We start from the raw sequence: 24,875 nt of genomic DNA on the forward strand, positions 1-24,875 counted from the left end.
AAGACTTTTACGTCTCTTCTCTTTCATTATATATCATTTTAGCCAGTGGAAATGGTTCAAGTACTCTTGGTAATATCCCTTTTAAGTATGCGATTAAAACACCATAATTAAGAATAGGAATGTTTTGCGCCTTAGCAAGATTAATGCGGTGCATCATTTCTTTTTTATTTAACATACAAGCGCCACAATGAATGATTAGTTTAATATCAGACATATCTTCTTTGTACCCACCCCCACTGGTGTGTTCAAATATAAAATCTTTTCCCGTATAATCACGAAGCCAACGAGGTATTTTCACTGTACCAATATCATCGCTTTGACGATGATGTGTACAACCTTCACTTATCAGTATTTTATCATTATTGTCTAATGCTTCAATCATATTAGTCCCTTTAATCAATGTCTCTAACTCTCCTTTATATCTAGCAAAGAGAATTGAGAAACTTGTCAACATAATATCATTAGGCGTATCTGCACTGACTCGTGAAAATACTTGTGAATCTGTCACAACCATCTTTGGTGGTTTATGTAAATTATTTAACACATTTCTCAGTTCATGTTCTTTAGTAATAATTGCTGTTGCATCACTTTCTAAACAATCCCTAATAACTTGTTGTTGAGGTAAAATAAGCCGTCCTTTAGGTGCAGCTTTATCAATTGGTACCACAAGTACAACGATATCAGAAGGATGTAATAAATCTCCAATGATTTGAAACTTATAATCATCAACTGGCACACGGTGCCCGAGGGTTTCTTTTAATTCCTTTATGCCTTCTTGTGTTTTGGCACTAACCTTTATTACTTTGTAATCTGATAATATATTTGGAATTTGATATGCTTGTTCATCGATTTTATTATATACAATAATAAAAGGAATCTTTTTATCTTCAATTTGTTTAATAAGTTTTAGCTCATTATTAAAATCTGTCACATGATGATCTATGACAACTAGTGCAATATCTGTTTTGTTCAAAACTTTCTCAGTTTTTTGAACACGAAGTGTGCCTAAGTCACCGGTATCATCTATACCTGCAGTATCAATGATTACAACAGGTCCTATTGGCAAAAGTTCCATGCTTTTGTATACAGGATCAGTCGTCGTACCAGGTGTTGAAGAAACAACAGAAATATCTTGGTTGGTCAATGCGTTAATCAGACTTGATTTTCCAACGTTCCTACGACCAAAGATGGCAATATGCATTCGACTACTTCTGGGTGTTTTATTTAACGACATTTAAATTACCTCCTTTGCCGAGGATGTGTACATTGTTTTAAGGACAATAATGTGGCTAACTCCTCTTCAGTAAACATCTTATGTTTTAAAAGTACTTGCCTTATTGATAAGTTATTTACCCCTGCTTCTTTAACAATATCAGCCGCTTGTTCGTAGCCAATTATATCAATAAGAGGTATAATGATACTGTGTGATTGATTTAAATTATGTAGACATCTATCTGTATTGACCACTATTGTATCAATAACAAGTGTACGAAACTTACGAATACCTTTAATCAATAATTTTAGTGATTCTAATAAGGTTTCTGCAATTAAGGGCATAAAAGCATTTAATTCTGTATTTCCCATCGTTACAGTTTGTTTTATGAGTTGATCATTACTTAATACCCGTTGTCCAATTTGAATCATGTTTTCAACAATGACTGGATTCACTTTCCCTGGCATAATGGTAGAACCATCTTGTCGTTTTGCTAATGATATTTCACCGATTCCACCATTTGGCCCAGAGGAAAGAAATCGTAAATCTTGAGAGAGTTTTATTATGTTACTAGCAACAACACTCAGTAATCCTGAGGTTTCTGTGAATGCATCAAGATTCTGCGTGGCATCAATTAAATTATCACTTCGGCAAGTCCGATATGTGTAGCTTGTTTCAATCTAGCTAACATTTTAAAGCCATAAGTTATTGGCGCATTTATACCAGTACCAATGGCTGTCCCACCGATATTAATATAACGTAGACGTTCCTCTGCTTTATAAATTCGCCAACGATCACGGCTTGTTACATCGGCATATGCTGAAAACATCTGAGAAGCTAATATGGGTACTGCGTCCATCATTTGTGTTCGACTAAGTTTTAATATGTTGGCATATTCCGTTTCTTTACGTTGAAAAGCCTCTTGCAATAAACTAAGTTCATCAGCTAGCTCTCTTACTAATCGAATTGATGCGATTTTTAAAGCCGTTGGATAAGTATCATTCGTTGACTGGTGCATATTAACATCATCTATTGGATGACAATTTTCATACATATGTAAATCATGACCTAAATAGATTAAAGCAACATTCGCTATGACTTCATTAACGTTCATATTAGTACTTGTTCCTGCGCCACCCTGATACTTGTTGACAACAAATGATTGGTCATACATGCCTGAGAGTATATCATCACACGCTTGAAAAATCGCCTTCGCTTTACTATCATCTAGATAACCAAGTTCGTGATTGGTTTTCGCAGCACATTGCTTTATTTCCACATAAGCATATATCAATTCTAGACTAACTGTGTCGTCAGACACATTAAAATTGTCAAGAGACCTCGCTGTAAAAGGGCCATAGTACTGTGTCTTATCTAAGGTAATGTTACCCAATGAATCCGTTAATGTAACCATTAGAAAAACAAGTCCCTTTCGCCTTGAATAATACGGTCTATATTCGTTAACAATTTATTTTTCACTGTAACATGTTTAATATTGTTAGCGTGATTTCTAACAAATTCTAATCCTTCTTTTTTTAACGTGTCATCTCCATAATCCATAATATATTCCGTTAATGTCATTAAAGCATTTGGCTCACATATATGCCCTATTTTACCACTTTTAGCTAATCTCATAAATCGGTCTCCTGTACGTCCATTACGGTAACAGGCTGTACAATATGACGGAATGTGTCCTTTATCCATTAATGCTTTATTGACTTCTAGAACACTACGTTCATCAGACAGTTCGAATTGATCAGGTTCATGATGACTCGAGTCATCATGATACCCACCGACATCTGTTTTACTTCCAGCACTGACTTGTGAAATGCCATGTTCAATAAGTTCACTTCTAATATTAATCGGTTCTCTTGTGGATAAAATCATCCCAACATATGGTACACTTAAGCGTAAAATTGTTACAAGTCGTTTAAATTCTTCATCTGAGACCATATGGGGATAGTCTTCCAAAGACATTCCTTCTGCTTTTTTCAGCCTTGGAACACTGATTGTATGGAAACCTACACCATATTTATCTTCTAAGTAACGATTATGTGTAATCAGTGCCATCACTTCAAATTTCCAATCTGATAGACCAAATAACACACCTGCGCCTACATCATCGATTCCAGCTTCAAAGGCGCGATCGAAAGCATGAAGGTGATAATCATAGTCTCCTTTGAGACTACTTGGATGTTGGTCATAGTAAGCATCTTTATCATAAGTTTCTTGGAAAAGAATATAGGTTCCAATGCCAACATTTAATAACTTCTTATAGTCTTCGATTGTTGTTGCGGCAATGTTCACATTTATACGCCGAATAGATGAATGTTCATAAATCATTTTAATCGCATTGACTACATAATCAATTGCTGTTTGTTTTGGGTCTTCTCCACACTCTAGTGCGAGTCGTTTATGTCCAAGTTTCTCCAGCTGTTTTGCTTGTTCTTTAATTGCTTCATAAGATAACTTCTTTCTAGTGAAGTGGTTGTCTCTGCGATACCCACAATACTTGCAATTATTCACACAAAAATTAGATATATATAGTGGCGCAAACATGACAACACGTTCGCCATAAATTTCTTCTTTTATTTGTCCTGCGACCTGATAAATTTTATTCAATTGTAAACTATTTTCTGCGTTCAAAAGTACGGCAATTTCGTGTAAAGATAATTGTTGTCTTTTGGCCGCTTTTTGAATAACTTGGTCAATTTCTTCTAGCGTTGGATTATTAGCTTCTTCTAGTATTTGATAAATGTGCTTTTTATCGATCATAATATCCTCTTCTTTCAACATCAATATGGTCACCAACTCCAAAGTCTGCGACATGTTGATAATGTTTTATACGTCCTTGAACACATAAGTAACAGGTGCTGATTGTATCATTCACACAAATTTTATTTTGATATATTTCATAATCCTTTTTAAATTCAGTTGGCCCAACATTTGGCATGAATACATTTGCCCCAGCTAAAAGTCCTTCTTCTCTACCTGTTTTATGAACACTTCCTAATGCTGTTGTGCTAGGTAGTAATACTTTTGGCAACATCAATCTCACTAATGCGAGCATAACTAATGTTTCTGTTAGGGTACCATCTGGGTTATTCTTTAATTTTGTTTGGTTGTGACAAATGTAAGGACCAATTCCAATCATATGTGGATTAAGGCGTTTTAAATACTGCAAGTCCTTTACAAGATCCTTGTTTCGTTGTCCGGGTAGACCAACCATAAAGCCAGCTCCTACTTGATACCCAATATCTTTTAAATCAGCCAAACATTGCCTTCTTAAATCAAAGGACATATCCTTTGAATGAATCATTTCATATAATGATTTAGATGCTGTTTCATGTCTGAGAAGATATCGATCCGCTCCTGCATTAAACCATTTTTGATAAGTCGCTTTCGAATGTTCTCCAAGTGATAATGTCACACGAGAGTCTGAAAACTTTTGTTTTATTTTCATAATGAGTTGAGTAATGAATGATTCTGTTAATTTAGGATCTTCTCCAGCTTGTAATACAAATGTTCTATATCCTAATTCATAGGCTGTTTTGCAAGATTCTAAAATATCGTTTTCACATAAACGATAACGATTAACTGCGTTGTTATATCGACTAATGCCACAGTAGTAGCATCCTTTTTGACAATAGTTAGAAATTTCTATAAGGGCTCTTAAGAAAACTTTATTCCCATAGAAAGGTAACTTTGCTTCGTAAGCTTGGTTATATAAATAGGGTAAAGAGGTGTGATCGATATGATTCAAAATAAATAATAAATCATCAGATGACAAGACTTTATTGGCACGGATTTGTAAAATCAAGTCTTTTACACGTGTTTGGATAGATTCACATGTTGTAGTTTTTGACTTGATCATTGGTAGAATATGGGACATAGATGTCACCTCCACTTACAGTATAGCGTAAGCAAATAAAAAACTTTGTAACAAATGTTACAAAGTTTATATTTTTTTACTTATTTTAATTTTTTTAAATATCACCAAGTTCAGACTGAACCCGACGTTCAATACTAGCAAAATAACTACATGATTTATTAAACAATAAACGAATATTATCTACAGTGGTAGCTCCCTGTCTATTTTTAGCAATAATAATTTCTACCTGATCTTTGTGTTGGGTTTCTTTATTATAATATTCATCACGGTACAAGAACATAATAACATCAGCATCCTGTTCTATTGATCCTGAATCACGTAAGTCGGCCATGATTGGATGTTTATCCTCTCGTCGTTCAACAGCACGTGATAGCTGTGATAATGCAATAACAGGAATTTCTAACTCACGCGCCATCTCTTTTAGTGTTCGAGAAATTTCCGAGACTTCTTGGACTCGGTTTTCATTACGACGATTGCTTGATCCACTTAACAATTGTAAGTAATCAATGACAACTAAATCAAGTCGATTATCTTGTTTAAGTTTACGACATTTTTGACGTAAATCTGTTACACGTACTGTTCCAGAATCATCAAATAAAATATTTAGTTGACTTAGGTTTTCTTTCGCCACTGATATCTGTTGCCACTGTGCAGGACTTAAATTACCCGTTCTTATGGCCGTTGAATGAACTTTAGATTCAGCACTTAACATCCGACCAACTAATTGGTCACTTCCCATTTCTAAACTGAAAAATGCAACATATGGTTTATCCGGCGTTTTTGCTATATTCGTTGCTAAATTTAAGGCAAATGCTGATTTACCCATTGATGGTCTAGCTGCAATAATGAGTAACTCTGTTGGTTGCAACCCTAATGTGTAATCATTTATCTCATCAAATCCTGTATCTAACCCTGTTAACTTGCCTTGATTATTCTTAGCTGCTTCCGTTTTTTCAATAACTTCTTCAGCAACCAGTGCTATTGGAACAAATTCACTACTTCGCCTTGTTTTAGCGATATCAAAAATACGTTTTTCAGATAAATCAACAAAAGCATTCGTATCTTCTGCAGAATACCCTTCTTCGATAATTTCACGACAGGCATCTTGAATTCTGCGCGTCAGTGATTTATCGATAACAATATTCATGTAGTTTTGCAAGTTAGCGATTGATGGTACACTCTCACTTAACCCTAATATATAATCAATACCACCCGCATCATTTAATAATCCTTTCGTTTCTAGCTTGCTTGCTAATGTGGTATAGTCAATATCCGTTCCTTCTTGAAATAAATCAACCATAGCATTGTATATCACACGATGGCGATATGTATAAAAGTCATCACCGGTCAATTTATCTACAAGCGACTTCATAACGCCTTGGTCTACAAACACACTCCCAAGAACGGACTGTTCAGCTTCAACATTGTGTGGCGTTACTTTTTCCATGATACCCCTCTATTCTTCAACAACTAATACTTCTATTTTAGCTGTAACATCTTTATGTAGTTTGACATCTACATGATAACTTCCTAAAGATTCAATTGGGTCGTCTAATTGAATCTTTCGCTTATCTAAGTCAATATCATGTTGTTTTTTATATTCATCGGCAATTTTCTTGGTATTCACTTTGCCATAAAGTTTACCTTTTTGACCAAGTTTAACGAATACCTTGACTGGTTTTTTCTCTAGTTGTTTTTTTAACTTCCTCATTTTAGATATCTCTTTTTTCTCATTTTCTTCTTTTTTCTTTTGTTCCATTTCAAGAGATTGCAGATTTTCTTGTGTTGCTTCAATAGCGATTTTGTTTGTCATAAGGTAATTGGCATACCCATTAGCTACCTCAATAACATCGCCTTTTTTACCCTTCCCCCGTAAATCCTTAATTAATATAACTTTCATTGGTTCTTCCTCCTTGACAGCTTGATTTAATACTTGGATTAAATCTAATCGAACTTGTTTCATATCTGTTGTTTCTACTTGTGCACCTGCATTATTTAAATGGCCTCCGCCATTAAATTTCTCCATAATTACTTGAACATTAAATCCTTCCAAACTTCGCGCACTAATGCCAACGTAATGCTCATCTAATCGGCCAATGGCAAAGGATGCGACGATGTCTTCAATTTCTAACAAATCATCAGCTACTTTAGCCAATAACGTACGATCTGGTTCTAAGTCATCAGGTATCATTACAATGCTAAAACGATGATGGACAACTTCAGCAAGTCCTAGCAATTGTGACTTCAACTGAATTTCTTGTAATCCTTCACGTAAAATTGTTTTTACTTTGAATGTGTCTGCTCCGTATTTTCTGAGTAATGCACTGGCTTCAAATGTACGTGATCCTGTGCGGTACATGAAGTTATTGGTATCAACGATAATACCACTAAGCATAACTGTTGCTTCAAATTTATTTATTTCGATATCTTTATCACTTAATTCAATCATCTCTGTGATCAGTTCAACACTACTAGATGCATATGGTTCTATATGGGATAATTTTGCTCCACTAATGGCATCACTTAACTTACGGTGATGATCAATAATAGCAAAATGTTTAATACGCGTAATAAAACGACCATCGAGTGTTTGACTAAAGGAATGATGATCAAGCAATATGAGTAAATCATCACGTGTTATATCATCGAGTGCCTCTGATGGCGATACGATATAGTCAAGGATTGTAATATACTCATATTCAATTAACTGTAAAATCTTTTTGACTGTTTTATCAACATTGTCTCGGTTAATGACAATATAAGCTTCTTTACCGTAAGCTAATGCGAATTTCAAAGCACCTATTGAGGCACCTAAGGCATCAGTATCTGGTAATTTGTGTGGTACTATATAGACCTTATCTGTATCTTCAAATAAGTTTTCTAGCCGTTGCATATTGGTTCTTGTTGTAATTTTAGTCCGTTTTTCTGCAGTATTGGTATTCCCACCAAAGTACATTAAATCATGATTCTCTAAATTAACAACGATTTGATCGCCACCACGACTGAGTGCTAAATCTAGTGCATCTTGAGCAATGTCTCCTAGTTTATCATAAGCAATGGAACTACAAGCAATACCCGCAGATAATGTAACTAACAACCCATGTTGGCGTGAGATATCTCCTATTTGAGTTATTATTTTAAACTCATTTTGAATGAGTTTCATTAAGATATCTCGCTGTAAGACAGCCACTAATTGAGAGTTTGTCAGAGGTGTGATAAAGAAATCATACTCTTCTCCCCATGCCTCTAATGCTTCCAAATATTTCCCTTGCACAAAGTTCCTATCACTTACATCAAGTTCACTCATGGCATCCTCTAAATTATCTAAGTTCAATTTCATTATTGCCGGCATAGAATCATTTAGCTCTCTTCGCCATTTTTCACGATCTGTTACCTCGGTAATGAATAGTGTATTGTCTTCAATATAGACTTGTACTTCATACTCTTTGCGATATATTTTCGTCACAAATGTGAAGTTTTCATCATGTTTTTCTAACTCTTGGTAGATGTGTTGGTTTAAGACGTCTAATGAGCGATCTTCTAGGGCATTTTCAAACACTTCACGGGCATTTTTGTTAGACCATTTAATCTCATAATTGTCATCATAAATAACAATCCCGACGGGCATATCTTCAACAAGACGTTCTTCAACTAGCCGTTTGCGATCAAGTAATGATTTTGTATCGGTTAATTTTGTTTTTAACCATTTTATGCGTAAGGTTTTACGGTGATGCGAAAATTGCAACACCATCCACACGACTAAAATAAGTGCTATACTGCTTAGTGATAGCACAAAAAATGGAATATCCCGATATATGATATTAATGATTATAACAATTGCGATGAATAGAAATGGATATATCTTTTCAAACCATGCTTTCATCATGAATCACCCCAATTTACTTTAGATAATTATAACATATAGAAAGGTATTTTCAAAACAAATCTATAGTCTTTATAGGTTAAAAAAAGACTCATTTGCATGAGTCTTAGTCTTTAACGTATGGTAATAATGCCATATGACGTGCGCGCTTAATTGCAATCGCAAGTCTTCCTTGATATTTCGCTTTAGTACCAGTAACACGTCTTGGTAAAATTTTCCCGCGATCACTGATAAATCTTTTCAGTAATTTTACATCTTTAAAATCAATATAATCTATATTATTATCTGTAAAATAACATCTTTTTTTACGTCTTCTACGAAATCCTCCTGGTCTAGCCATTAGGTCATTCCTCCTTTGTTAATTAGAATGGTAAATCATCTTCAGCAACATCAATCTCAGGTGTCTGTTGTTGTGGTCTACGTTGCTGGTTAGTTTGATTATTATTTTGTCTACTTTGGTCTTGACGATAATAACCATCTTGTTGTTGTCCATAATCTTGATTGTTAGAGCTTGCATTTTTCGGCTCTAAAAATTGTACACTATCACATACAACATCTGTTGTATAGCGACGAACACCATTGTTGTCATCATACTGTCCGGTTTGAATACGTCCTTCAATTCCAAGTAGACTTCCTTTATTAATGTACTTTGCCATGTTTTCTGCTTGATTACGCCAAGCAACACATGAAATAAAGTCTGCTTTACGTTCACCATTAGATTCAGTATATGTACGATTTACAGCAAGTGTAAAACGAACATAAGGAATATTACTATTGGTATAACGCATTTCTGGATCTTTTGTAATTCTACCGACTAAAATTGTTTTGTTAATCATAATGACACCCCTATTTTATAGTTCGTCTTTGATAATGATATGACGAATCACGTCTTCTTTGAGTCGAATTACACGCTCAAATTCACGTCTTGCTTCATCCGTTGCTTGCACTTCAAGAACAACATAGTATCCTTTTTTGTGATCTTCAATTTCATAAGCAAGTTCTCTCATTCCCCACTCATCAACATTAGTGACAGCAGATCCATTGCTTTCAAAGATGGCACTTAATTCTTCAATTAATGCTTTGCGATCATCTTCTAATACAGTTGGACGAATGATATACATAATTTCGTACTTTCTCATTTTTTAACCTCCTTTTGGTCTAGTGGCTACTTACGTAGCAAGGATGAGTTTTTCACTCACGTTTTGTAATTATACCACAGAAAAATTGGTAATTCAACTAATTTCACTGCATAAATATTATGGCACAAAAGAGCGTTGATTACAAGTTAATTTCATTCCCAGAAATATAACTTAAAATATCTTCTTGCATCCGTCTAGGCACATTATGTCTACAGTCATATAAGAAAAACTGATCAATCATATCTTGGTGATGTTTAATAAACTTGAGTGATGGTCTTGGTGGTACTTCATCATCATTTTCACTGACAAATATCGCTAATTCATTATATTGCCATTCATTCCTTTTTAAAATAGGATCTATCGACTTAATATAATCAAGCTTATCTTGTGTAAAAAACTTTTCTGTATCTATTCCAGCAGATGATATCGCATAATATGCTTGTTTATGAAAATCAGGTGTTGAGATAATCGGTAGTAAACGGTTAATTTTATCTGTCTTTGTCGCAAGTAAGTAAGCAACCATACCACCTAAAGAAATACCTAAAATGTCAAATGTTTCATAGTGTTTAAACGCTGTATTGAATAATTTTAAAATATCGTCGGCTGTATGTTCGATTACATGAAATGCTTCTTTTAAGCGAAAGTACCCTGACTGACTAATAAATGGTTCTTCTAATCTATCACCATGTTTATACGCATCAATACTCACAACATGATATCCTAAACGGGCAACATTCATGGCTAAGTATTCAGTGCCTCTAACTTTATTGGATTCATAACCATGTTGTATAAAGGTTAAGCCTTTTGGTTTTTTTTCTGGCAGATATTCAATTAATGGAATCCCTTGTATAACATGTTCTGTTACTGTAATTGTCATTCTATCATCGCCTTCCTGATCATGTTAAGTGCATACTGTGATGCACGATGTCGAATCATTTGTCTATCACCATTAAATATATTTCTTTTCACAGTTATTTTCCCATCCTTATATAAGCCAAAATAGACAAGACCTACAGGTTTTTCATCTGTGCCACCACTTGGCCCGGCGATACCTGTTACAGCTAAAGCAATATCACTTTGTGTTGCGTTAGCTAGACCTTCAACCATTGCTTTAGCGCATGCTTCACTAACAGCCCCATCATTCAATAATATCTCATGATCGACGTTAAGGTATCGTTCTTTAGCCGTATTAGAATAGGTCACAAGACTTTCAGAAAATACTTTAGAGGCACCGCTAACATTCACAATACGACTAGCAATCATACCTCCAGTACAACTTTCTGCAAGACTTAATTGCCTATTTTGTTGTATTAATTCACGCACAACAACACTTTCTAAAGTATCATCGAGTTCTCCATATATGTATTGTGAGAATTGTTTTTTAAATCGCTTAACAACGTCTTCTAACGCTTCTTTGTTATAAGAATATAGAATATATTTAATTTCACCAACACTAGCATAAGGATTCACACGAACATCTGGATGCATGTCATAGTATGCTTGCATTTGTTCTTCTAATGTTGACTCTCCAACACCGACGAGTTTAAATCCTTGGCTGTAATAATTAATGTGTAGTTCCTTTTTCAACAGAGATACAACTTTATCAAGCATTGGTTTCATTTCATGCGGTGGTCCTGGGAATAATACAATCCGTTGATCATGTTTTTTAAAATATACTCCCGGAGCTGTACCCAGTGTATTATCTAAGACTATTCCCTCTTTGGGTGTTCTTGCTTGTTTTTTATTCGCATCTGTCATCGTTCTACCCATCCGTGCGAAGTAAGCTTTAATCTCAGATAAGATACGTTCATCTATCACTGTTTCTATATCAAAATAATCAAAAACAACTTCTTTTGTAATATCATCAATGGTCGGTCCTAATCCACCAGTAAAAATAATCAACTCGGCGTCAATGCTTTCTAAGATGTCATGATATTCATCTTTATTATCGTCTATCACAAATGAACGATTAATCTCAATACCAATTGTTAATAATGCTTTTGCAATAGTTGCTAAATTTGAATTAATAGATCGTCCTGTTAATAACTCTTTACCGACTGTAATGACTGCTGTTTTCATATAATCACCTGATTATATTATACAACAGTTTCACTGTTTTTGCAGGTGATTCGTTCAAAAAGTAAAAGAAAAAGCTACTCGTAAAAGTAGCCTTCTTTATCGTAATTCCTCTTTCAATTTAATGGCCTTTCCACCAACCCATACTGTTTTTATATCTTGGCGATGGTCAATCTCTAATTTCACTTTAATCTCACTAGGTAAATTCATACTAAATCCTTGGTATAAGCTATATTCAGTTTTCTTATCATCTCTATATCGATATAGATAACAAGCCAACGCTCCATTTGATGTCCCAGTAGCACTCTCTTCATTAATCCCAACACCTGGTGCAAAATTACGGCCATATAGTTGGCCATTCTCATCAAAACTGAACAAATGGAGACCAATGACACGATATTGATTAGCAACTTGTGTCATTTTCTTAAACTTGGGTGTAAGTTGATTCATTGTCTTAACATCTTTTATAGGGACAAATATCTCTCGTAACCCTGTTGATACAATTTGTATTTTATTTTTGTCTTTGATAAAGTCTTTTTCCTCAAAGCAATGTCTGATAACACGATTACTTACTGTTTCACCAAACAAAGGGTTCTTCTGTTGCATGTACACTTCATCTTCATGTACATCCAGTTTTAAAATTCCAACTTCTGTTTGTTGAGTATACATGCCGGGTGCGATAACCCCTTTATCTCTTAACATATTAAAGGTTGCAATCGTGGCATGTCCACATAAATCAACTTGTTCAGTTGGCGTGAAAAACCATACTTTAAAGTCTGCCAATCGACTGTTTAAAACAAATGCTGTTTCACTATAATTTAATTCTTTCGCGATGGCTTGCATCTCAGCTTTACTTAAATCGTCTGCGGGATACACAACCCCTGCTTTGTTCCCACCGTCTTTAGTTTTAGGAAAAGCTGTTGCGTGAAATATTGTCATGGTTCATCACCTCATATGATAGTCTATTCCCATTATAGCATAAAAAAAGACACTTTCGTGTCTTTTATTATAGATTAAAACGATAGTGCATAATATCGCCATCTTTTACAATATATTCTTTTCCTTCTAAGCGGAAAGCACCAGCTTCTTTAGCGCCTTGTTCACCATTATATTTAACATAAGCATCAAACGGTATCGTTTCGGCTCGGATAAACCCCTTTGCAAAATCAGTATGAATAACACCAGCACATTCAGGTGCTTTCATGCCTTTTTTAAAGGTCCATGCTCTAACTTCTTTTGGTCCCGCTGTGAAAAATGTTGCTAGACCAAGTAAGTCATAACTGTGTCTAATCAATTTATCAAGTCCTGATTCCTCTAATCCCAAGTCTTCTAAAAACATCGCTTTTTCTTCTTCATCCAACTCAGATAATTCTGCCTCAATCTTGGCACTAATAACAACAACATCACTTTTTTCATTTTTTGCAAATGTCTCAATTTGTTTGACATAATCGTTATCTTCATAATCTAATACATCATCTTCATGAATGTTAGCCACATACACAATTGGTTTAGCTGTTAAGAAATTAAAATGTTTGATCATTTTTTGTTGTTCTTTTGTAAACGACATTGAACGAATCGGTCTATCTTCTAATAAAACAGTTTGAATCTCTTTTAAGATATTATACTCTAGAACACTTTCATCATCAACTTTTAGTTGTGCTTTCTTTTCAACCTTAGGGATGCGTTTTTCAACAACTTCTAGATCAGCAAAGATTAACTCTAAATTAATTGTTTCAATATCACGAATAGGATTAATACTGCCATCAACATGAGTAATATTCGGATCATCAAATGCTCGTACAACCTGTACAATTGCGTCTACTTCACGGATATGACTTAAGAATTGATTACCAAGTCCTTCTCCTTTTGAAGCGCCTTTTACAATACCAGCAATGTCGGTAAATTCAAAAATGGTTGGAATTGTTTTTTTAGGTTGCACCATGTCACTGAGTATTTGTAGACGTTTATCGGGTACTTCTACAACTCCGACATTCGGATCAATTGTCGCAAACGGATAATTGGCACTTAAAACTTCTGATTTTGTTATGGCGTTAAATAACGTTGACTTTCCGACATTCGGAAGTCCAACGATACCTGCTGTTAAACCCATAGGTATCACTCCTTTTAAACCTTTTCTATTGTACTTGAAAAAAAGCCTTTTTACAAGTAAAAAGATGTTGATTTCATTTAAAGACAAAAGGACACCAGAGTGTCCTTATAGTTGTTATCTTTTGTGATATGCAATGGCTAACTTTGCACCAACTCTTGCATTGTTATAGACGAGTGCCAGATTGGCTTGAAGACTTTTGCCATCAGTCGCTTTAACAATGTAATCAAGCAAGAATGGCGTTACATCTTTTCCTTCAATATGTTGCTCTTTACTAGCGGTTAATGCTTCTTCTATAACCCGGTTCATGTAGGTATGATCTAAAGAATCAGATTGTTGAATCGGGTTAGCAACTAAGACGCCACCTGATAAATTTAACTGCTCTTTAGTGTGTACCATGTTTGCTATTTCACTTACTGTATCAGCCTTTAAACGTAAGTTGATATCAGATTCTCTCGTGTAAAAGGCGGGTAGTATGTCTGTTTGATAGCCCACAACTGGGACCCCTTTTGTTTCAAGATACTCCATCGTTCTAGGTAAATCTAAAATAGCTTTTGCGCCTGCACATATGACTGTAACATTTGTTTTTGATAACTCTTCTAAGTCCGCTGAGACATCCATTGTTTCTTCATATCCACGATGGACCCCACCAATACCTCCTGTGACAAAGAATTTAATTCCAGCTTTTTCAGCACACATCATAGTTGACGCAACTGTTGTTGCACCGAGTCCTTTTTTGGTAATAACTGTTGCGAAGTCACGTCTGGACACTTTTGTAACGTGTTCAGCTTTTGCTAATGTTTCTAAATCATCTTCAGTTAATCCTATCTTAATTTTTCCATTCATGATTGCAATGGTAGCTGGAATAGCACCTTCTTCTCTAATGATTGATTCGACTTTCTTAGCCATCTTTACATTATCTGGATAAGGCATTCCATGAGAAATGATTGTGGATTCTAATGCGACAACAGGTTGGTTATTGTCGATAGCTTTTTTTACCTCTGGTAAGATATCTAAATACGTTTCTTTATTGTGTGTCATTTGTATCAAACTCCTTTTCAATACGTTTCTTAGATAGATTTTTATTAACAGCATCAAGTGTCTGTATAGTTAGTGCTGCACTAACTGTTCCATATTGAGTGCTTTTCTCAAGAGACATGTTATTTATTAATCCGTAAATTGTTGCAGCACTAAATGCATCTCCTGCGCCAGTCACATCCTTGATTTCATGATTATTAATTGAGCGTGCTGGCTGGTGATGTATTCCTTTAGCATTGCCATAATAAGCACCTTTTTCTCCCTGAGTAATGACAACATTTGTTATACCTTTATCTAACCATAGTTGCACTAAGTCCTGCGTTGCATCATCATCTTTATTAAAATATGTTAACGCTTCGTCACGATTAGTGATGAGTACCTTAACACCTTTTAAATCATTCGGCAAATGACTCATTTTAGGACTTGATACACCAACAATAGCTAACGGTTTATCGTGTGTATTAGAAAATTCAATTAATGCTTCTAGAGCTTCCTTTGTCATATTCATGTCAGCAATTAGCCACTTACTTTGATGTAACTGTTTTTTATGTCGAATAATCCAATCACGATCCATATTGTTATATATTGCCATGTTTGCGAAGCCCACTGCCATACTTCCCGATGTGTTTAACACTGCATAATAGCTCCCTGTACTTTTACCTTCTAAGCGTTCAATAGCATCTACATTCATGAAATGTTTCATATCATTAATAAGTTGTTCACCGGTACTATCTTGCCCTATTAATGTCATTAAGGCAACATCTTCATTTAATCGTGATAAGTTCTCAGCAACATTTCTAACGACACCGCCATAAGACGAACTTTCTGAGACTGGATTCGATGTTTTCATGACAAGATCATTGTGTAATTTAAATCCATAATCAACATTAGCACCACCTATACAGGTAATATATTCTTTTGTTTTTAAGACGTATGGTTTCCCTAGAATATAGCCATTTTGTGTTAACCCAGAAATAAGATTAGCCACAGCTGGTCTTGATAAGCCCAGCTCACTTGCGAGTTCTTTTTGTGATAAATATGGATTATCACGCAATAGTTTAAGGATTTTTTCTTCATTATTATTTAATGACATAGTACAACCTCATAACTTTTGTTTATTAACAAACTTTTGTTTATAGGTATATATTATCATTATTATATGCTCATGTAAAGTAATATCATGATTAAATTCTATTTCCTTTATACACGTAAAAAAAGAGCTATTAACTAGCTCATTTTTCATAAATATCTATTATGTGCATTAAATCATCTTCAAAGGCTTTCAAATACTGTTGGATAAACATCTTAATAGACGTCTTTTCACCACGAACTAATGGCATTAAATCCATTGCATAGGTTGCTCTTTTAACACGATCACTTTGATGTGTTTCATCAAACGTCGCATTTGCAATACGTCTACCAATAGTAGCATTTACATAGTCTTTACCACTTTCAAGTTGTGAGGTGTAAACACGTAACAAGTGTTCAGATAACTGAGGATAATTTGAGATATCCAGTTTGACCTTATCTTTCCCCATCCAATCTAAAGCACGCCACACTTCACATCCATATATTTCGCGTGGCCTTTTATTTTTAGGAAGTCGTCTAATCGCATTAATGACTTGCACAGCGACACCAACATGCGTGGTATGTTTATCGGCTAAGTTATGGGTATAAATAATATCAGGTGTTGTAAGAGTTAAGATATTATATAAGTCGTCTTCAATATCTGAATGGATAGTTTTCACAGCGCTACTCGGATAATTTAGCAACGCAATGCTGTTGTACTTACCGACTCTAGCTGCCTCTAACTGTTCTTCATTGCGGCGTTGGACTATTTCTTGTTCAGTTAGTGTTTGAAAAGATTCGTTTCGGATACTCCCACTACCCGATGTGACGGTCACACCCGTAAAGAACTTATCATCAGCTTGATAGCAGGTCGCTATGCCGTGATAAGCCATAATTTCAAGATCATCTTGGTGAGCACCAATGGCCAGATGGGTTGTTTTTGATATAGCCGCCTGTTCATCGTTGTTATCTATTACTTTTAAAATTGCCGTTTTATTATGGAATCGCATGTATGTCACTCCTTATTGAATACCCTTAAGGATTAATGAGAGTTTCTACCGTATCTAATGACATCGATTTAAACTGTTTTACATAAAAGATTGTTGTGATAACAGCAACGATTATTGTCACGATTATTGTAAACAGGTCAAAGCGTGTTGAAACAGAACCATATCTAAAATATAATACACCAACGAAATTATATATGGTGTGCAGCAAAATAGGAACCCAAATATTTTGGGTTAAAAATAATGTCATTGACCAGAGCAGTCCAAGTAGGGTCGTATAGCCAACTTGTTGGAGTGTTTCACCAACACCTGCACCTGCGAATAAATTAATCAAATGAAATAATCCAAAAAGCACTGAAGATAATACCATACCGAGAAAAACATTCTTTTTATTTATTGTAAGCAGCTGCATAATAATCACAAAAATTACATACCGAAATAAGACTTCTTCAAAGATACCAATACTGAGACATTCAATAAAGAATAACACCACTACACCTAAGCCAACATTCAAGTTTAGTGAGCCATTATATAGTACATGCCAAGGAAAATTATTCAAAGAAACAATGAACGCTGGGATGATTAACCACCCTGTAGAATAAAGTGATTTTTTCTCCATATGAAAAACAGGATATCCCTTCAAATAAAGACCATAAATGAATATCGTTGCCAAGAAAAACCGTAAGGAAGTTGTTCGGAAACTTGTAATGACATCCGATGGGAATAACCTAAACAAGCCAGCAACAATCCATACTAGAAGAAATATAAGCGTCATACAAGCTAACAAATGAATTGATCGATAGTTATTGAGTCTCTTCATAGACTGTCTCCCTCTTTCGTTTTTGTTTATGTGAATAAAGTATAAACACACCTAATATTACCATTAATAAACTCATGAACTGTGATGGGGTTGGGTAAGTATTATACGTTGTTGATACAAGAGATAAAAACGACCCACGGTCATCACCTCTAATAAACTCAATCAAAATCCGCCAAATACCATAGCCAAACAAATATCCTTCAATCTCATATCCCCGTATCCATTTCGCACGATCCAATACGATAAACAAGCTAAACAAGAAGAGTGACTCGAATAATTGTGTTGGATAGACTGCTAAGCCCTCATATGTTTCATGGGCATCTCCATAAGGAAAAGTCACCCCTAACAAAGAGTCTGTTGGCACACCATAGCAACACCCTGCTAAAAAGCAGCCGATTCTACCAAATGCATGAGCTAATACCACGCCCGTTAATACAGTACCAAAAATAGATCGATACTGAATGCTCTCTTCTTTCAAGAAGAGTTTAAGTAATACAATAAAACACCCTATGCCACCGATAAGTCCGCCCAGAAAAGAAATTGACTCAAAATCAGGTTCACCAGCTTGAATCGAATGGAAAAGCCCATCAATAATATAGGATGATCCTAAGGCAAAAATCAGACTGATACTTATAAATAAAAGTAATTTATTGGTAATTTTAACACTGATATTATCCCGTTTTTCGAACCGTTTTGAAACATAAAACAGCATGGAAAAAACCCCAATCAATATGAATATATCATATAACGGGATGGCATTGCCAAACACCTGTGGTAACATATAAGGATACATTATCTCACTCCATTTTAGTCATTATTATCATTATCTATATTATAGTTTATCACGTTCGCAAATGCAATTTGATTGTTATTTATGAGACCTATTACAATTGAAAAGACACCCTTTAAAAGGGTGCCTTTAACAAAATAAGAGGGTTATTCAATATTATTATTCATATTGACTAAAGTCAATATTACTAAATACATCTGATTCCTTGTTTTTGTATCCTGTAGCAAAGATTAAGTCATAAGTCTTTTGTTTGTTATCAATTGTTAATACATCGATTGGTGAGTAAGCTGTTTTTGCACCATCAATTGAAGGTCCTGAGTTTAATCCTTCTAATCCATCGACACCATCAACAACGTTTTTCGCGATAGCAACACTATCAGCAACTAATTTAGATACGTCTTTGAAGACTGTCATTGTTTGAGTTCCTTTACCTTTTACTTCGTCACCCATTAATGACGCTAATGTAATATCAGCAGCATCTTGTCCAGTTGTGTAGTATGTTCCATAAGGGTTTGCCATTTTTGCGAACTCTTGACGGATTGCAGTTGATGTATCATCGTTAGGTGCAAGGACGAATACTGGTTCATCAGATTTGTCTGCGCTACCTAAGTTAGCAACAACAGCAGCAGCTTTTGTAGCAGCTGTTTCAGCATTCCAGTCAGTGTCAACTGAGTTCATAGCAGCTTGTAATGCATCTTTGTCAAAGTCAGTTTCAGTAGGTTTTGCAAGGTCACTAAAGTCATCAGTAACATTGATAATGTTGAATCTGTCCATTACAGGAACCAATTCTTCCATAGCCCCACCAAAGAAGTACGTTGCATTAGGCCAGTCAGCAGTACGACCAGCAAAGATAGCTAAATCACATTTTGAAGTTGAAGTACATCCTTCATTATTTGATTCTTCAACTAAGTGAGCACCCATTGCTTTACCAACATTCCAACTATTGAAAGTTGTATAATAATCAGCATGATCATCTGCAGATTTTGCCATACGGTCATGTGCGATTAAGATAACCCCAGCTTCGTGTGCTGCTTGAACAGCTCCAGCTCCAGAACCTTCAGCAGTTAAGATAATAACTTCTGCACCTTTAGCAATTAATGCTTCAACATTTGTTTTCTCTTTAGCTTCGTTTCCTTCACTAAATAAAATCTCATACTCGTATCCTTCACCAAGTGCTTCTAATTCTTCTTCAAAGAAGGCACCATCTTGGTTTGCCCATCTTTCTTCAGATGCATCAGGTAATACGACACCAATTTTAATGGTTGAACTACCACATGCTGCTAAAGAAACGGTGAATACAGCAACTAATAATAAACTAATAATCTTTCTCATTTTTCTCTCCTTTTTTTGTTTTTATTATAGAGTACTTAAATAAGTACCAATAACCATTAATTATTTACAAAATCTTCTTCTTTTGCGGCTCTAATCTTCTCTTGAATCTTGTTTAATTTACCTTGTGCATTAGTAAATGCATATTCGTATTCAATCGTATCTTCTCTGTCTTCTTTTTTAGCTTTTTTCAAATTGTTTTTCGCTTCTTTGAATGCTTGTTTTGCTTCGACTAATTCATCTTTATAAGCTTTTTTCGCATAATGAATACCGACGTAATCAATTGGTAGAACATTACGTGTGAAGATATCAAAGATAACAGCGAGCAATAATACTGAGCCAAGAATAATCGGCTCTAAGTTTGCATCTACACCAGCTAATGCCATACCATTTCTCAATGCCATGATGACGACAGACCCGATAACGGCATTAATCACTTTACCAACACCACCAGCCGCACTAGTTCCACCAATGAAGGCTGCAGCAATGGCATATAACTCCCAGAATGGTCCATGGTTTGGTGATGTGTTTTGAAGACGAGATGCGTACATAACCCCAGAAATTAAAGCTAAAATACCCATAGATATAAAGACAATAACTAATATTCTCTCAACACTAATTCCTGATAATTCTGCGGCATCTGGATTACCACCTACAGCATAAATACGTCGTCCTAATGTCGTTTTTGTTGTCATAAAATGATACAAAACAACGACTACTACTGTGACTAATAAGAGATATGATATTCCTCTAAACGAAGCGAATGTGAAAATTAAATATCCTAAAATGAAAATCATAACGAGCATTTTTGTCACAAATAGTTCAAGTTTTTCATTTGGGATATTCAGTTGCTTATTTTTACGTCTTGTGTTGATCCCGCCAATTAACAGTAGCAGTATCCCTAAGACACCAACGACTATGGTGATGATATCAAACCCACCGACAGTATATGTTGGTAAATATCCAACTCCAAGGTTTTTAAAAAAACTATGTGTTGTTGGGATAGTACGGTTATTCGTTCTAAACATCAACAATCCCTTAAAGATGAACATTCCGGCTAATGTCACAACAAATGCAGGCACTTTGATCTTTGCAACAAGAATACCCTTTCCTGCTCCTACGATAACCGTTATCACTAATGCACCGAGTAGCGCTAACCATACAGGTTGTCCTAAATTTTCAACACCAACAACGACATAGGCTCCTAAGAAGGCTCCTATGAATCCAACAGATAAATCAATCTGGCGAGTAACAATAACTAACGTCATCCCAACGGCCAAAACGCTTACATAAGCGGTTTGATTTAAAAGGTTGGTAAAGTTAATTGCTCCTAAGAATATCCAATCTGTCATAAAACTAAATGTGATGAAAATAACAAAGAGTGCAATAAACATACCATAGTCACGTATATTGGTTCTTATCATTGATAACAGTGTTAACATGTACTTATAAATTATCCAAAATATTTTTTTTATCGTATTCATAATTTCCTCCTAAACCGTTGCACTTTCCATTATTTTTTCTGCTGTGGCGTCTTGTATATTAAACTCTGCTGTTTGTAATCCTTCAGCGATAACGTATATACGATCGCACATTCCTAATATTTCTGGAAGTTCAGAAGAAATGATTAAAATACTCATACCTTGTGCAACTAAATCGTTAATAATTGTGTATATTTCATATTTTGCACCAACATCAATTCCCCGTGTTGGTTCATCTAAAATTAATATCTTAGGGTTAGCAAATAACCATTTTGCAACCTGTACTTTTTGTTGATTACCACCACTTAGATTATTGACAGCTTGCAATATAGATGGGGTTCTAATATCAATTTCTTTAACATATTTTTCAGCATATTCATTTTGCTTAAAGAAATCAATAACACCTGATTTAGATATTTTCTTTAAGTCAGAAATTGTAATATTTTGGGAAATGGTATTATTTAATATTAAGCCATCTTGCTTTCGGTCTTCTGACACATAAGCAATCCCTTGTTTAATCGCATCATTTGGATGTCTTAGTTCAACACCTTTTCCATGAACTAAGATACGACCACTGACTTTAAATTTGTCAGGATTACCAAAAATACAGTGTGCTAACTCTGTTCTTCCAGCGCCCATTAAACCAGCAAGTCCCACGACTTCACCTTTACGTAACTTAATGTTTGCATCATTAACAATATAGCGATTTACGTTATGGTTATAAGCATTTAAATGAACGGTTTCAAGAACGGTTTCACCACCCTCATACTTTGGTCGCTTAGGGAAAATATCCTCAATTTCACGTCCAACCATATTACGTATAATCTCTTGTTCATTAATATCTTCTTTTTTTATCCGTACAATTGTTTTTCCATCCCTAAGTACCGTTAGTGAATCCGCAATAGCTTCTACTTCTTTTAACTTATGTGAAATCATAATTGATGTGATTCCTTGTTCTTTCAATTCAACCAATAAATTCAGTAGATTTTCACTATCATTTTCATTTAATGCGGCAGTCGGTTCATCTAGAATCAATAACTTTACGTTTTGACTTAATGCTTTAGCAATCTCGATTAGCTGTTGTTTCCCAACACCTAAACTTCCTACCATACGGTGGATGTCTACTTTAAGTCCTACCATATTTAAGTATTTAACCGCTTCCTTTTTTGTTTTATCCCAGTCCATAACATACGCTTTATTGATTTCATGGCCAACAAATATATTTTCATAAACTGTTAAATTCGGGAATAATGCCAATTCCTGATTGATAATGACAATTCCATCACTCACAGACTGCTTAATATTATGAAAATGTTTTACTTCCCCATCAAAGATGATGTCACCACTATAGCTTCCATATGGATAAATACCGCTTAATACTTTCATTAAGGTTGATTTTCCTGCTCCGTTTTCCCCAACGATAAAGTGAATTTCACCACGTTTTACATTAATGTTTACCTCATCAAGCGCTTTCACGCCAGGGAAAGTTTTAGTGATATATTTCATCACTAACAAATCATCTTGTTTCAACTGAATCACCTCATATTTATGTCAAATTTATCCTAACTTAAAACGATTTGAATAACGCTTTAAGTGTTGGATATAATTGAACGAATTTATTATATTTCTTATTATACGCATTGACATTCGATGTGTTTGGCGTAAATTCTTTACCTAATGTAACAAGTTGTTTACATGCTGATTGTACTGTCGGATATTCTTTACAGCCAACCATTGCTAAGATTGCTGCACCAAGTGCTGGTCCTTCTTCTGATGTAATTTTGGCTACTTCTACATTAAAGACATCACTAATCATTTGTGCCCACACATCACTTTTAGCGCCACCACCAGTTAATCGAACACGCTTAATATCAACACCTAAATCTTGTATTAATGTGAAAGAATCTCTTAAGGCAAAGGTAACGCCTTCAACAACAGCTCTATCCATATCTTCTTTGGTATGATGAACGCCTAGTCCATAAAATACACCTTTTGCATACGGATCATTTATTGGAGCCCGTTCGCCAGTTAAATATGGTAAAAAGTAAATGTCATTGTCTGGTTTACTATGAACAACTTGTTTATAATAGGCTTCAAAATCATCGGTATTAAAAATAGCATTGTTCCACCATTTTATCGCACCTGCCGCATTTAACATAACGGCCATCATATGATAATTCCCATTCGCATGGGCATAAGATTGTAAATAGCTTTTATGATCAATCTTGAATGTGTTGCTTGAGACAAATATAACACCACTTGTGCCTAAACTTAAACTACATTCACCATCACCAACGACACCGACACCGACAGCGCCAACTGCTTGGTCACCGCCACCAACTATAATATGAACATCTTGTGTAATATTCAGGATGTTTTTAATGTCGTCATTCATCGTACCAACGACATCAAAACTTTCATGAACACTTGGCAACATATCACGTGTGATATCAAGAATATCTAGCATCTCAGGACTATAATCGCGTTTCTCTGGGTTAAAGTAAAGGGTTCCTGATAAGTCCGATACATCACTTGCAAATGCGCCAGATAACTTATACACTAGAAAATCCTTAGGCAACATTATTTTACTGATTTTGTCAAAAATATCTGGTTCGTGTTCTTTTACCCATAATATTTTTGGAGCTGTCAAACCAGTTAAAGCAATGTTACCTGTATATTTAAGGAGTGAATCTTTACCAACAGTTTGGTTTAAATATTCTACTTGATTTATAGTTCTTTGATCATTCCAAAGTAATGCGTTTCTCAATACCTTATCATTCTCATCCAGTAATACTAGGCCATGCATTTGACCAGAAAAACTCATACCTTGAATATCATTCTCATATCCAACAACAACTTCTTTCAAAGCTTCTAAGGTTTGTTTTAACCATGCATTTGGATCTTGCTCAATCCAAGATGCTTTTGGAATGATTAAGTCATAAGAGCGTTTTGCGGTATTGATAACCTCGCCCTTATTATTAGTGAGAATGACTTTGACCCCTGATGTTCCTAAATCGACTCCAATAAACATT

General features: G+C 35.0%; 23 protein-coding genes. All 23 read right to left on the reverse strand.

The window, feature by feature from the left end; genetic code table 11:
• Positions 1-7 precede the first annotated feature (7 nt).
• The 23 genes from hydF to xylB all read right to left on the reverse strand — a co-directional run bounded on the left by hydF (position 8) and on the right by xylB (position 24,874).
• The gene (gene hydF, locus UMR38_04570; protein MEC9485128.1) at positions 8-1,234 is read right to left on the reverse strand and encodes a [FeFe] hydrogenase H-cluster maturation GTPase HydF; all 1,227 of its coding nucleotides are present in this window, start codon (positions 1,232-1,234) and stop codon (positions 8-10) included.
• A 5-nt stretch (positions 1,235-1,239) separates the two neighbouring features.
• A complete protein-coding gene (locus tag UMR38_04575) occupies positions 1,240-1,893 on the reverse strand; it encodes a lyase family protein (GenBank protein ID MEC9485129.1) in 654 nt (217 codons plus the stop codon).
• Entirely contained in the window at positions 1,848-2,627 is a 780-nt protein-coding gene (locus UMR38_04580) for a lyase family protein (protein MEC9485130.1), read from the reverse strand. The genes UMR38_04575 and UMR38_04580 overlap by 46 nt, the downstream gene beginning before the upstream one ends.
• Entirely contained in the window at positions 2,627-4,009 is a 1,383-nt protein-coding gene (gene hydG / locus UMR38_04585) for a [FeFe] hydrogenase H-cluster radical SAM maturase HydG (protein ID MEC9485131.1), read from the reverse strand. The genes UMR38_04580 and hydG overlap by 1 nt, the downstream gene beginning before the upstream one ends.
• Positions 3,978-5,105 (reverse strand): [FeFe] hydrogenase H-cluster radical SAM maturase HydE, encoded by a 1,128-nt coding sequence (gene hydE, locus UMR38_04590; GenBank protein MEC9485132.1) that lies wholly within the window; start codon positions 5,103-5,105, stop codon positions 3,978-3,980. The genes hydG and hydE overlap by 32 nt, the downstream gene beginning before the upstream one ends.
• Positions 5,106-5,199: 94 nt before the next feature.
• Complete coding sequence (gene dnaB / locus UMR38_04595; protein ID MEC9485133.1) at positions 5,200-6,552, reverse strand: replicative DNA helicase; 1,353 nt, start codon at positions 6,550-6,552, stop codon at positions 5,200-5,202.
• 9 nt (positions 6,553-6,561) lie between these two features.
• Positions 6,562-8,991: a 50S ribosomal protein L9 gene (rplI, locus tag UMR38_04600; protein MEC9485134.1), complete on the reverse strand. Its 2,430-nt coding sequence runs from the start codon at positions 8,989-8,991 to the stop codon at positions 6,562-6,564.
• A 103-nt stretch (positions 8,992-9,094) separates the two neighbouring features.
• Complete coding sequence (rpsR, locus tag UMR38_04605; GenBank protein ID MEC9485135.1) at positions 9,095-9,328, reverse strand: 30S ribosomal protein S18; 234 nt, start codon at positions 9,326-9,328, stop codon at positions 9,095-9,097.
• A 22-nt stretch (positions 9,329-9,350) separates the two neighbouring features.
• Positions 9,351-9,824 carry a single-stranded DNA-binding protein gene (gene ssb / locus UMR38_04610; protein MEC9485136.1) on the reverse strand — a complete coding sequence of 158 codons (474 nt, stop codon included), beginning with the start codon at positions 9,822-9,824 and terminating at the stop codon, positions 9,351-9,353.
• 15 nt (positions 9,825-9,839) lie between these two features.
• Positions 9,840-10,127, reverse strand: coding sequence for a 30S ribosomal protein S6 (rpsF, locus tag UMR38_04615; protein MEC9485137.1), 288 nt, complete (start codon positions 10,125-10,127; stop codon positions 9,840-9,842).
• Positions 10,128-10,266: 139 nt separating this feature from the next.
• On the reverse strand, positions 10,267-11,004 hold the full coding sequence (locus UMR38_04620; protein ID MEC9485138.1) for a hypothetical protein: 738 nt from the start codon (positions 11,002-11,004) through the stop codon (positions 10,267-10,269).
• On the reverse strand, positions 11,001-12,206 hold the full coding sequence (locus UMR38_04625) for a competence/damage-inducible protein A (protein MEC9485139.1): 1,206 nt from the start codon (positions 12,204-12,206) through the stop codon (positions 11,001-11,003). The genes UMR38_04620 and UMR38_04625 overlap by 4 nt, the downstream gene beginning before the upstream one ends.
• Positions 12,207-12,302: 96 nt before the next feature.
• A complete protein-coding gene (locus UMR38_04630) occupies positions 12,303-13,142 on the reverse strand; it encodes a PhzF family phenazine biosynthesis protein (protein ID MEC9485140.1) in 840 nt (279 codons plus the stop codon).
• Between the two features lie 67 nt (positions 13,143-13,209).
• Positions 13,210-14,313, reverse strand: coding sequence for a redox-regulated ATPase YchF (gene ychF, locus UMR38_04635; GenBank protein ID MEC9485141.1), 1,104 nt, complete (start codon positions 14,311-14,313; stop codon positions 13,210-13,212).
• A 114-nt stretch (positions 14,314-14,427) separates the two neighbouring features.
• Positions 14,428-15,351: a pseudouridine-5'-phosphate glycosidase gene (locus UMR38_04640; protein MEC9485142.1), complete on the reverse strand. Its 924-nt coding sequence runs from the start codon at positions 15,349-15,351 to the stop codon at positions 14,428-14,430.
• The gene (locus UMR38_04645; protein MEC9485143.1) at positions 15,338-16,441 is read right to left on the reverse strand and encodes a carbohydrate kinase; all 1,104 of its coding nucleotides are present in this window, start codon (positions 16,439-16,441) and stop codon (positions 15,338-15,340) included. Before UMR38_04645 ends, UMR38_04640 begins: the two co-directional genes overlap by 14 nt.
• 139 nt (positions 16,442-16,580) lie before the next feature.
• Positions 16,581-17,426 carry a PIG-L family deacetylase gene (locus tag UMR38_04650; GenBank protein MEC9485144.1) on the reverse strand — a complete coding sequence of 282 codons (846 nt, stop codon included), beginning with the start codon at positions 17,424-17,426 and terminating at the stop codon, positions 16,581-16,583.
• A gap of 25 nt (positions 17,427-17,451) precedes the next feature.
• Positions 17,452-18,243 (reverse strand): CPBP family intramembrane glutamic endopeptidase, encoded by a 792-nt coding sequence (locus UMR38_04655; protein ID MEC9485145.1) that lies wholly within the window; start codon positions 18,241-18,243, stop codon positions 17,452-17,454.
• Positions 18,227-19,036 carry a prolipoprotein diacylglyceryl transferase family protein gene (locus UMR38_04660; GenBank protein MEC9485146.1) on the reverse strand — a complete coding sequence of 270 codons (810 nt, stop codon included), beginning with the start codon at positions 19,034-19,036 and terminating at the stop codon, positions 18,227-18,229. Before UMR38_04660 ends, UMR38_04655 begins: the two co-directional genes overlap by 17 nt.
• Before the next feature lie 156 nt (positions 19,037-19,192).
• Positions 19,193-20,365 (reverse strand): substrate-binding domain-containing protein, encoded by a 1,173-nt coding sequence (locus UMR38_04665; protein MEC9485147.1) that lies wholly within the window; start codon positions 20,363-20,365, stop codon positions 19,193-19,195.
• Between the two features lie 56 nt (positions 20,366-20,421).
• On the reverse strand, positions 20,422-21,846 hold the full coding sequence (locus UMR38_04670; protein MEC9485148.1) for a hypothetical protein: 1,425 nt from the start codon (positions 21,844-21,846) through the stop codon (positions 20,422-20,424).
• A 9-nt stretch (positions 21,847-21,855) separates the two neighbouring features.
• Positions 21,856-23,373 carry an ATP-binding cassette domain-containing protein gene (locus UMR38_04675; protein ID MEC9485149.1) on the reverse strand — a complete coding sequence of 506 codons (1,518 nt, stop codon included), beginning with the start codon at positions 23,371-23,373 and terminating at the stop codon, positions 21,856-21,858.
• A gap of 37 nt (positions 23,374-23,410) precedes the next feature.
• Complete coding sequence (xylB, locus tag UMR38_04680; GenBank protein ID MEC9485150.1) at positions 23,411-24,874, reverse strand: xylulokinase; 1,464 nt, start codon at positions 24,872-24,874, stop codon at positions 23,411-23,413.
• Position 24,875: the final 1 nt, after the last annotated feature.

The organism is Candidatus Izemoplasma sp., from assembly GCA_036172455.1.
In the GTDB taxonomy this organism is placed as follows: Bacteria; Bacillota_I; Bacilli_A; order Izemoplasmatales; family Izemoplasmataceae; genus JAIPGF01.

Excerpts from the sequence above, each read along its gene's own strand:
- hydE (MEC9485132.1), bottom strand. The coding sequence starts at position 5,105 with ATGTCCCATATTCTACCAATGATCAAGTCAAAAACTACAACATGTGAA.
- UMR38_04620 (MEC9485138.1), bottom strand. The coding sequence starts at position 11,004 with ATGACAATTACAGTAACAGAACATGTTATACAAGGGATTCCATTAATT.
- UMR38_04670 (MEC9485148.1), bottom strand. The coding sequence starts at position 21,846 with ATGAATACGATAAAAAAAATATTTTGGATAATTTATAAGTACATGTTA.
- UMR38_04650 (MEC9485144.1), bottom strand. The coding sequence starts at position 17,426 with ATGCGATTCCATAATAAAACGGCAATTTTAAAAGTAATAGATAACAAC.
- hydG (MEC9485131.1), bottom strand. The coding sequence starts at position 4,009 with ATGTTGAAAGAAGAGGATATTATGATCGATAAAAAGCACATTTATCAA.
- ssb (MEC9485136.1), bottom strand. The coding sequence starts at position 9,824 with ATGATTAACAAAACAATTTTAGTCGGTAGAATTACAAAAGATCCAGAA.
- xylB (MEC9485150.1), bottom strand. The coding sequence starts at position 24,874 with ATGTTTATTGGAGTCGATTTAGGAACATCAGGGGTCAAAGTCATTCTC.
- UMR38_04625 (MEC9485139.1), bottom strand. The coding sequence starts at position 12,206 with ATGAAAACAGCAGTCATTACAGTCGGTAAAGAGTTATTAACAGGACGA.
- UMR38_04655 (MEC9485145.1), bottom strand. The coding sequence starts at position 18,243 with ATGAAGAGACTCAATAACTATCGATCAATTCATTTGTTAGCTTGTATG.
- UMR38_04640 (MEC9485142.1), bottom strand. The coding sequence starts at position 15,351 with ATGACACACAATAAAGAAACGTATTTAGATATCTTACCAGAGGTAAAA.
- UMR38_04660 (MEC9485146.1), bottom strand. The coding sequence starts at position 19,036 with ATGTATCCTTATATGTTACCACAGGTGTTTGGCAATGCCATCCCGTTA.
- UMR38_04665 (MEC9485147.1), bottom strand. The coding sequence starts at position 20,365 with ATGAGAAAGATTATTAGTTTATTATTAGTTGCTGTATTCACCGTTTCT.
- dnaB (MEC9485133.1), bottom strand. The coding sequence starts at position 6,552 with ATGGAAAAAGTAACGCCACACAATGTTGAAGCTGAACAGTCCGTTCTT.
- rplI (MEC9485134.1), bottom strand. The coding sequence starts at position 8,991 with ATGATGAAAGCATGGTTTGAAAAGATATATCCATTTCTATTCATCGCA.
- UMR38_04580 (MEC9485130.1), bottom strand. The coding sequence starts at position 2,627 with ATGGTTACATTAACGGATTCATTGGGTAACATTACCTTAGATAAGACA.
- UMR38_04630 (MEC9485140.1), bottom strand. The coding sequence starts at position 13,142 with ATGACAATATTTCACGCAACAGCTTTTCCTAAAACTAAAGACGGTGGG.
- rpsR (MEC9485135.1), bottom strand. The coding sequence starts at position 9,328 with ATGGCTAGACCAGGAGGATTTCGTAGAAGACGTAAAAAAAGATGTTAT.
- UMR38_04645 (MEC9485143.1), bottom strand. The coding sequence starts at position 16,441 with ATGTCATTAAATAATAATGAAGAAAAAATCCTTAAACTATTGCGTGAT.
- rpsF (MEC9485137.1), bottom strand. The coding sequence starts at position 10,127 with ATGAGAAAGTACGAAATTATGTATATCATTCGTCCAACTGTATTAGAA.
- ychF (MEC9485141.1), bottom strand. The coding sequence starts at position 14,313 with ATGGGTTTAACAGCAGGTATCGTTGGACTTCCGAATGTCGGAAAGTCA.
- hydF (MEC9485128.1), bottom strand. The coding sequence starts at position 1,234 with ATGTCGTTAAATAAAACACCCAGAAGTAGTCGAATGCATATTGCCATC.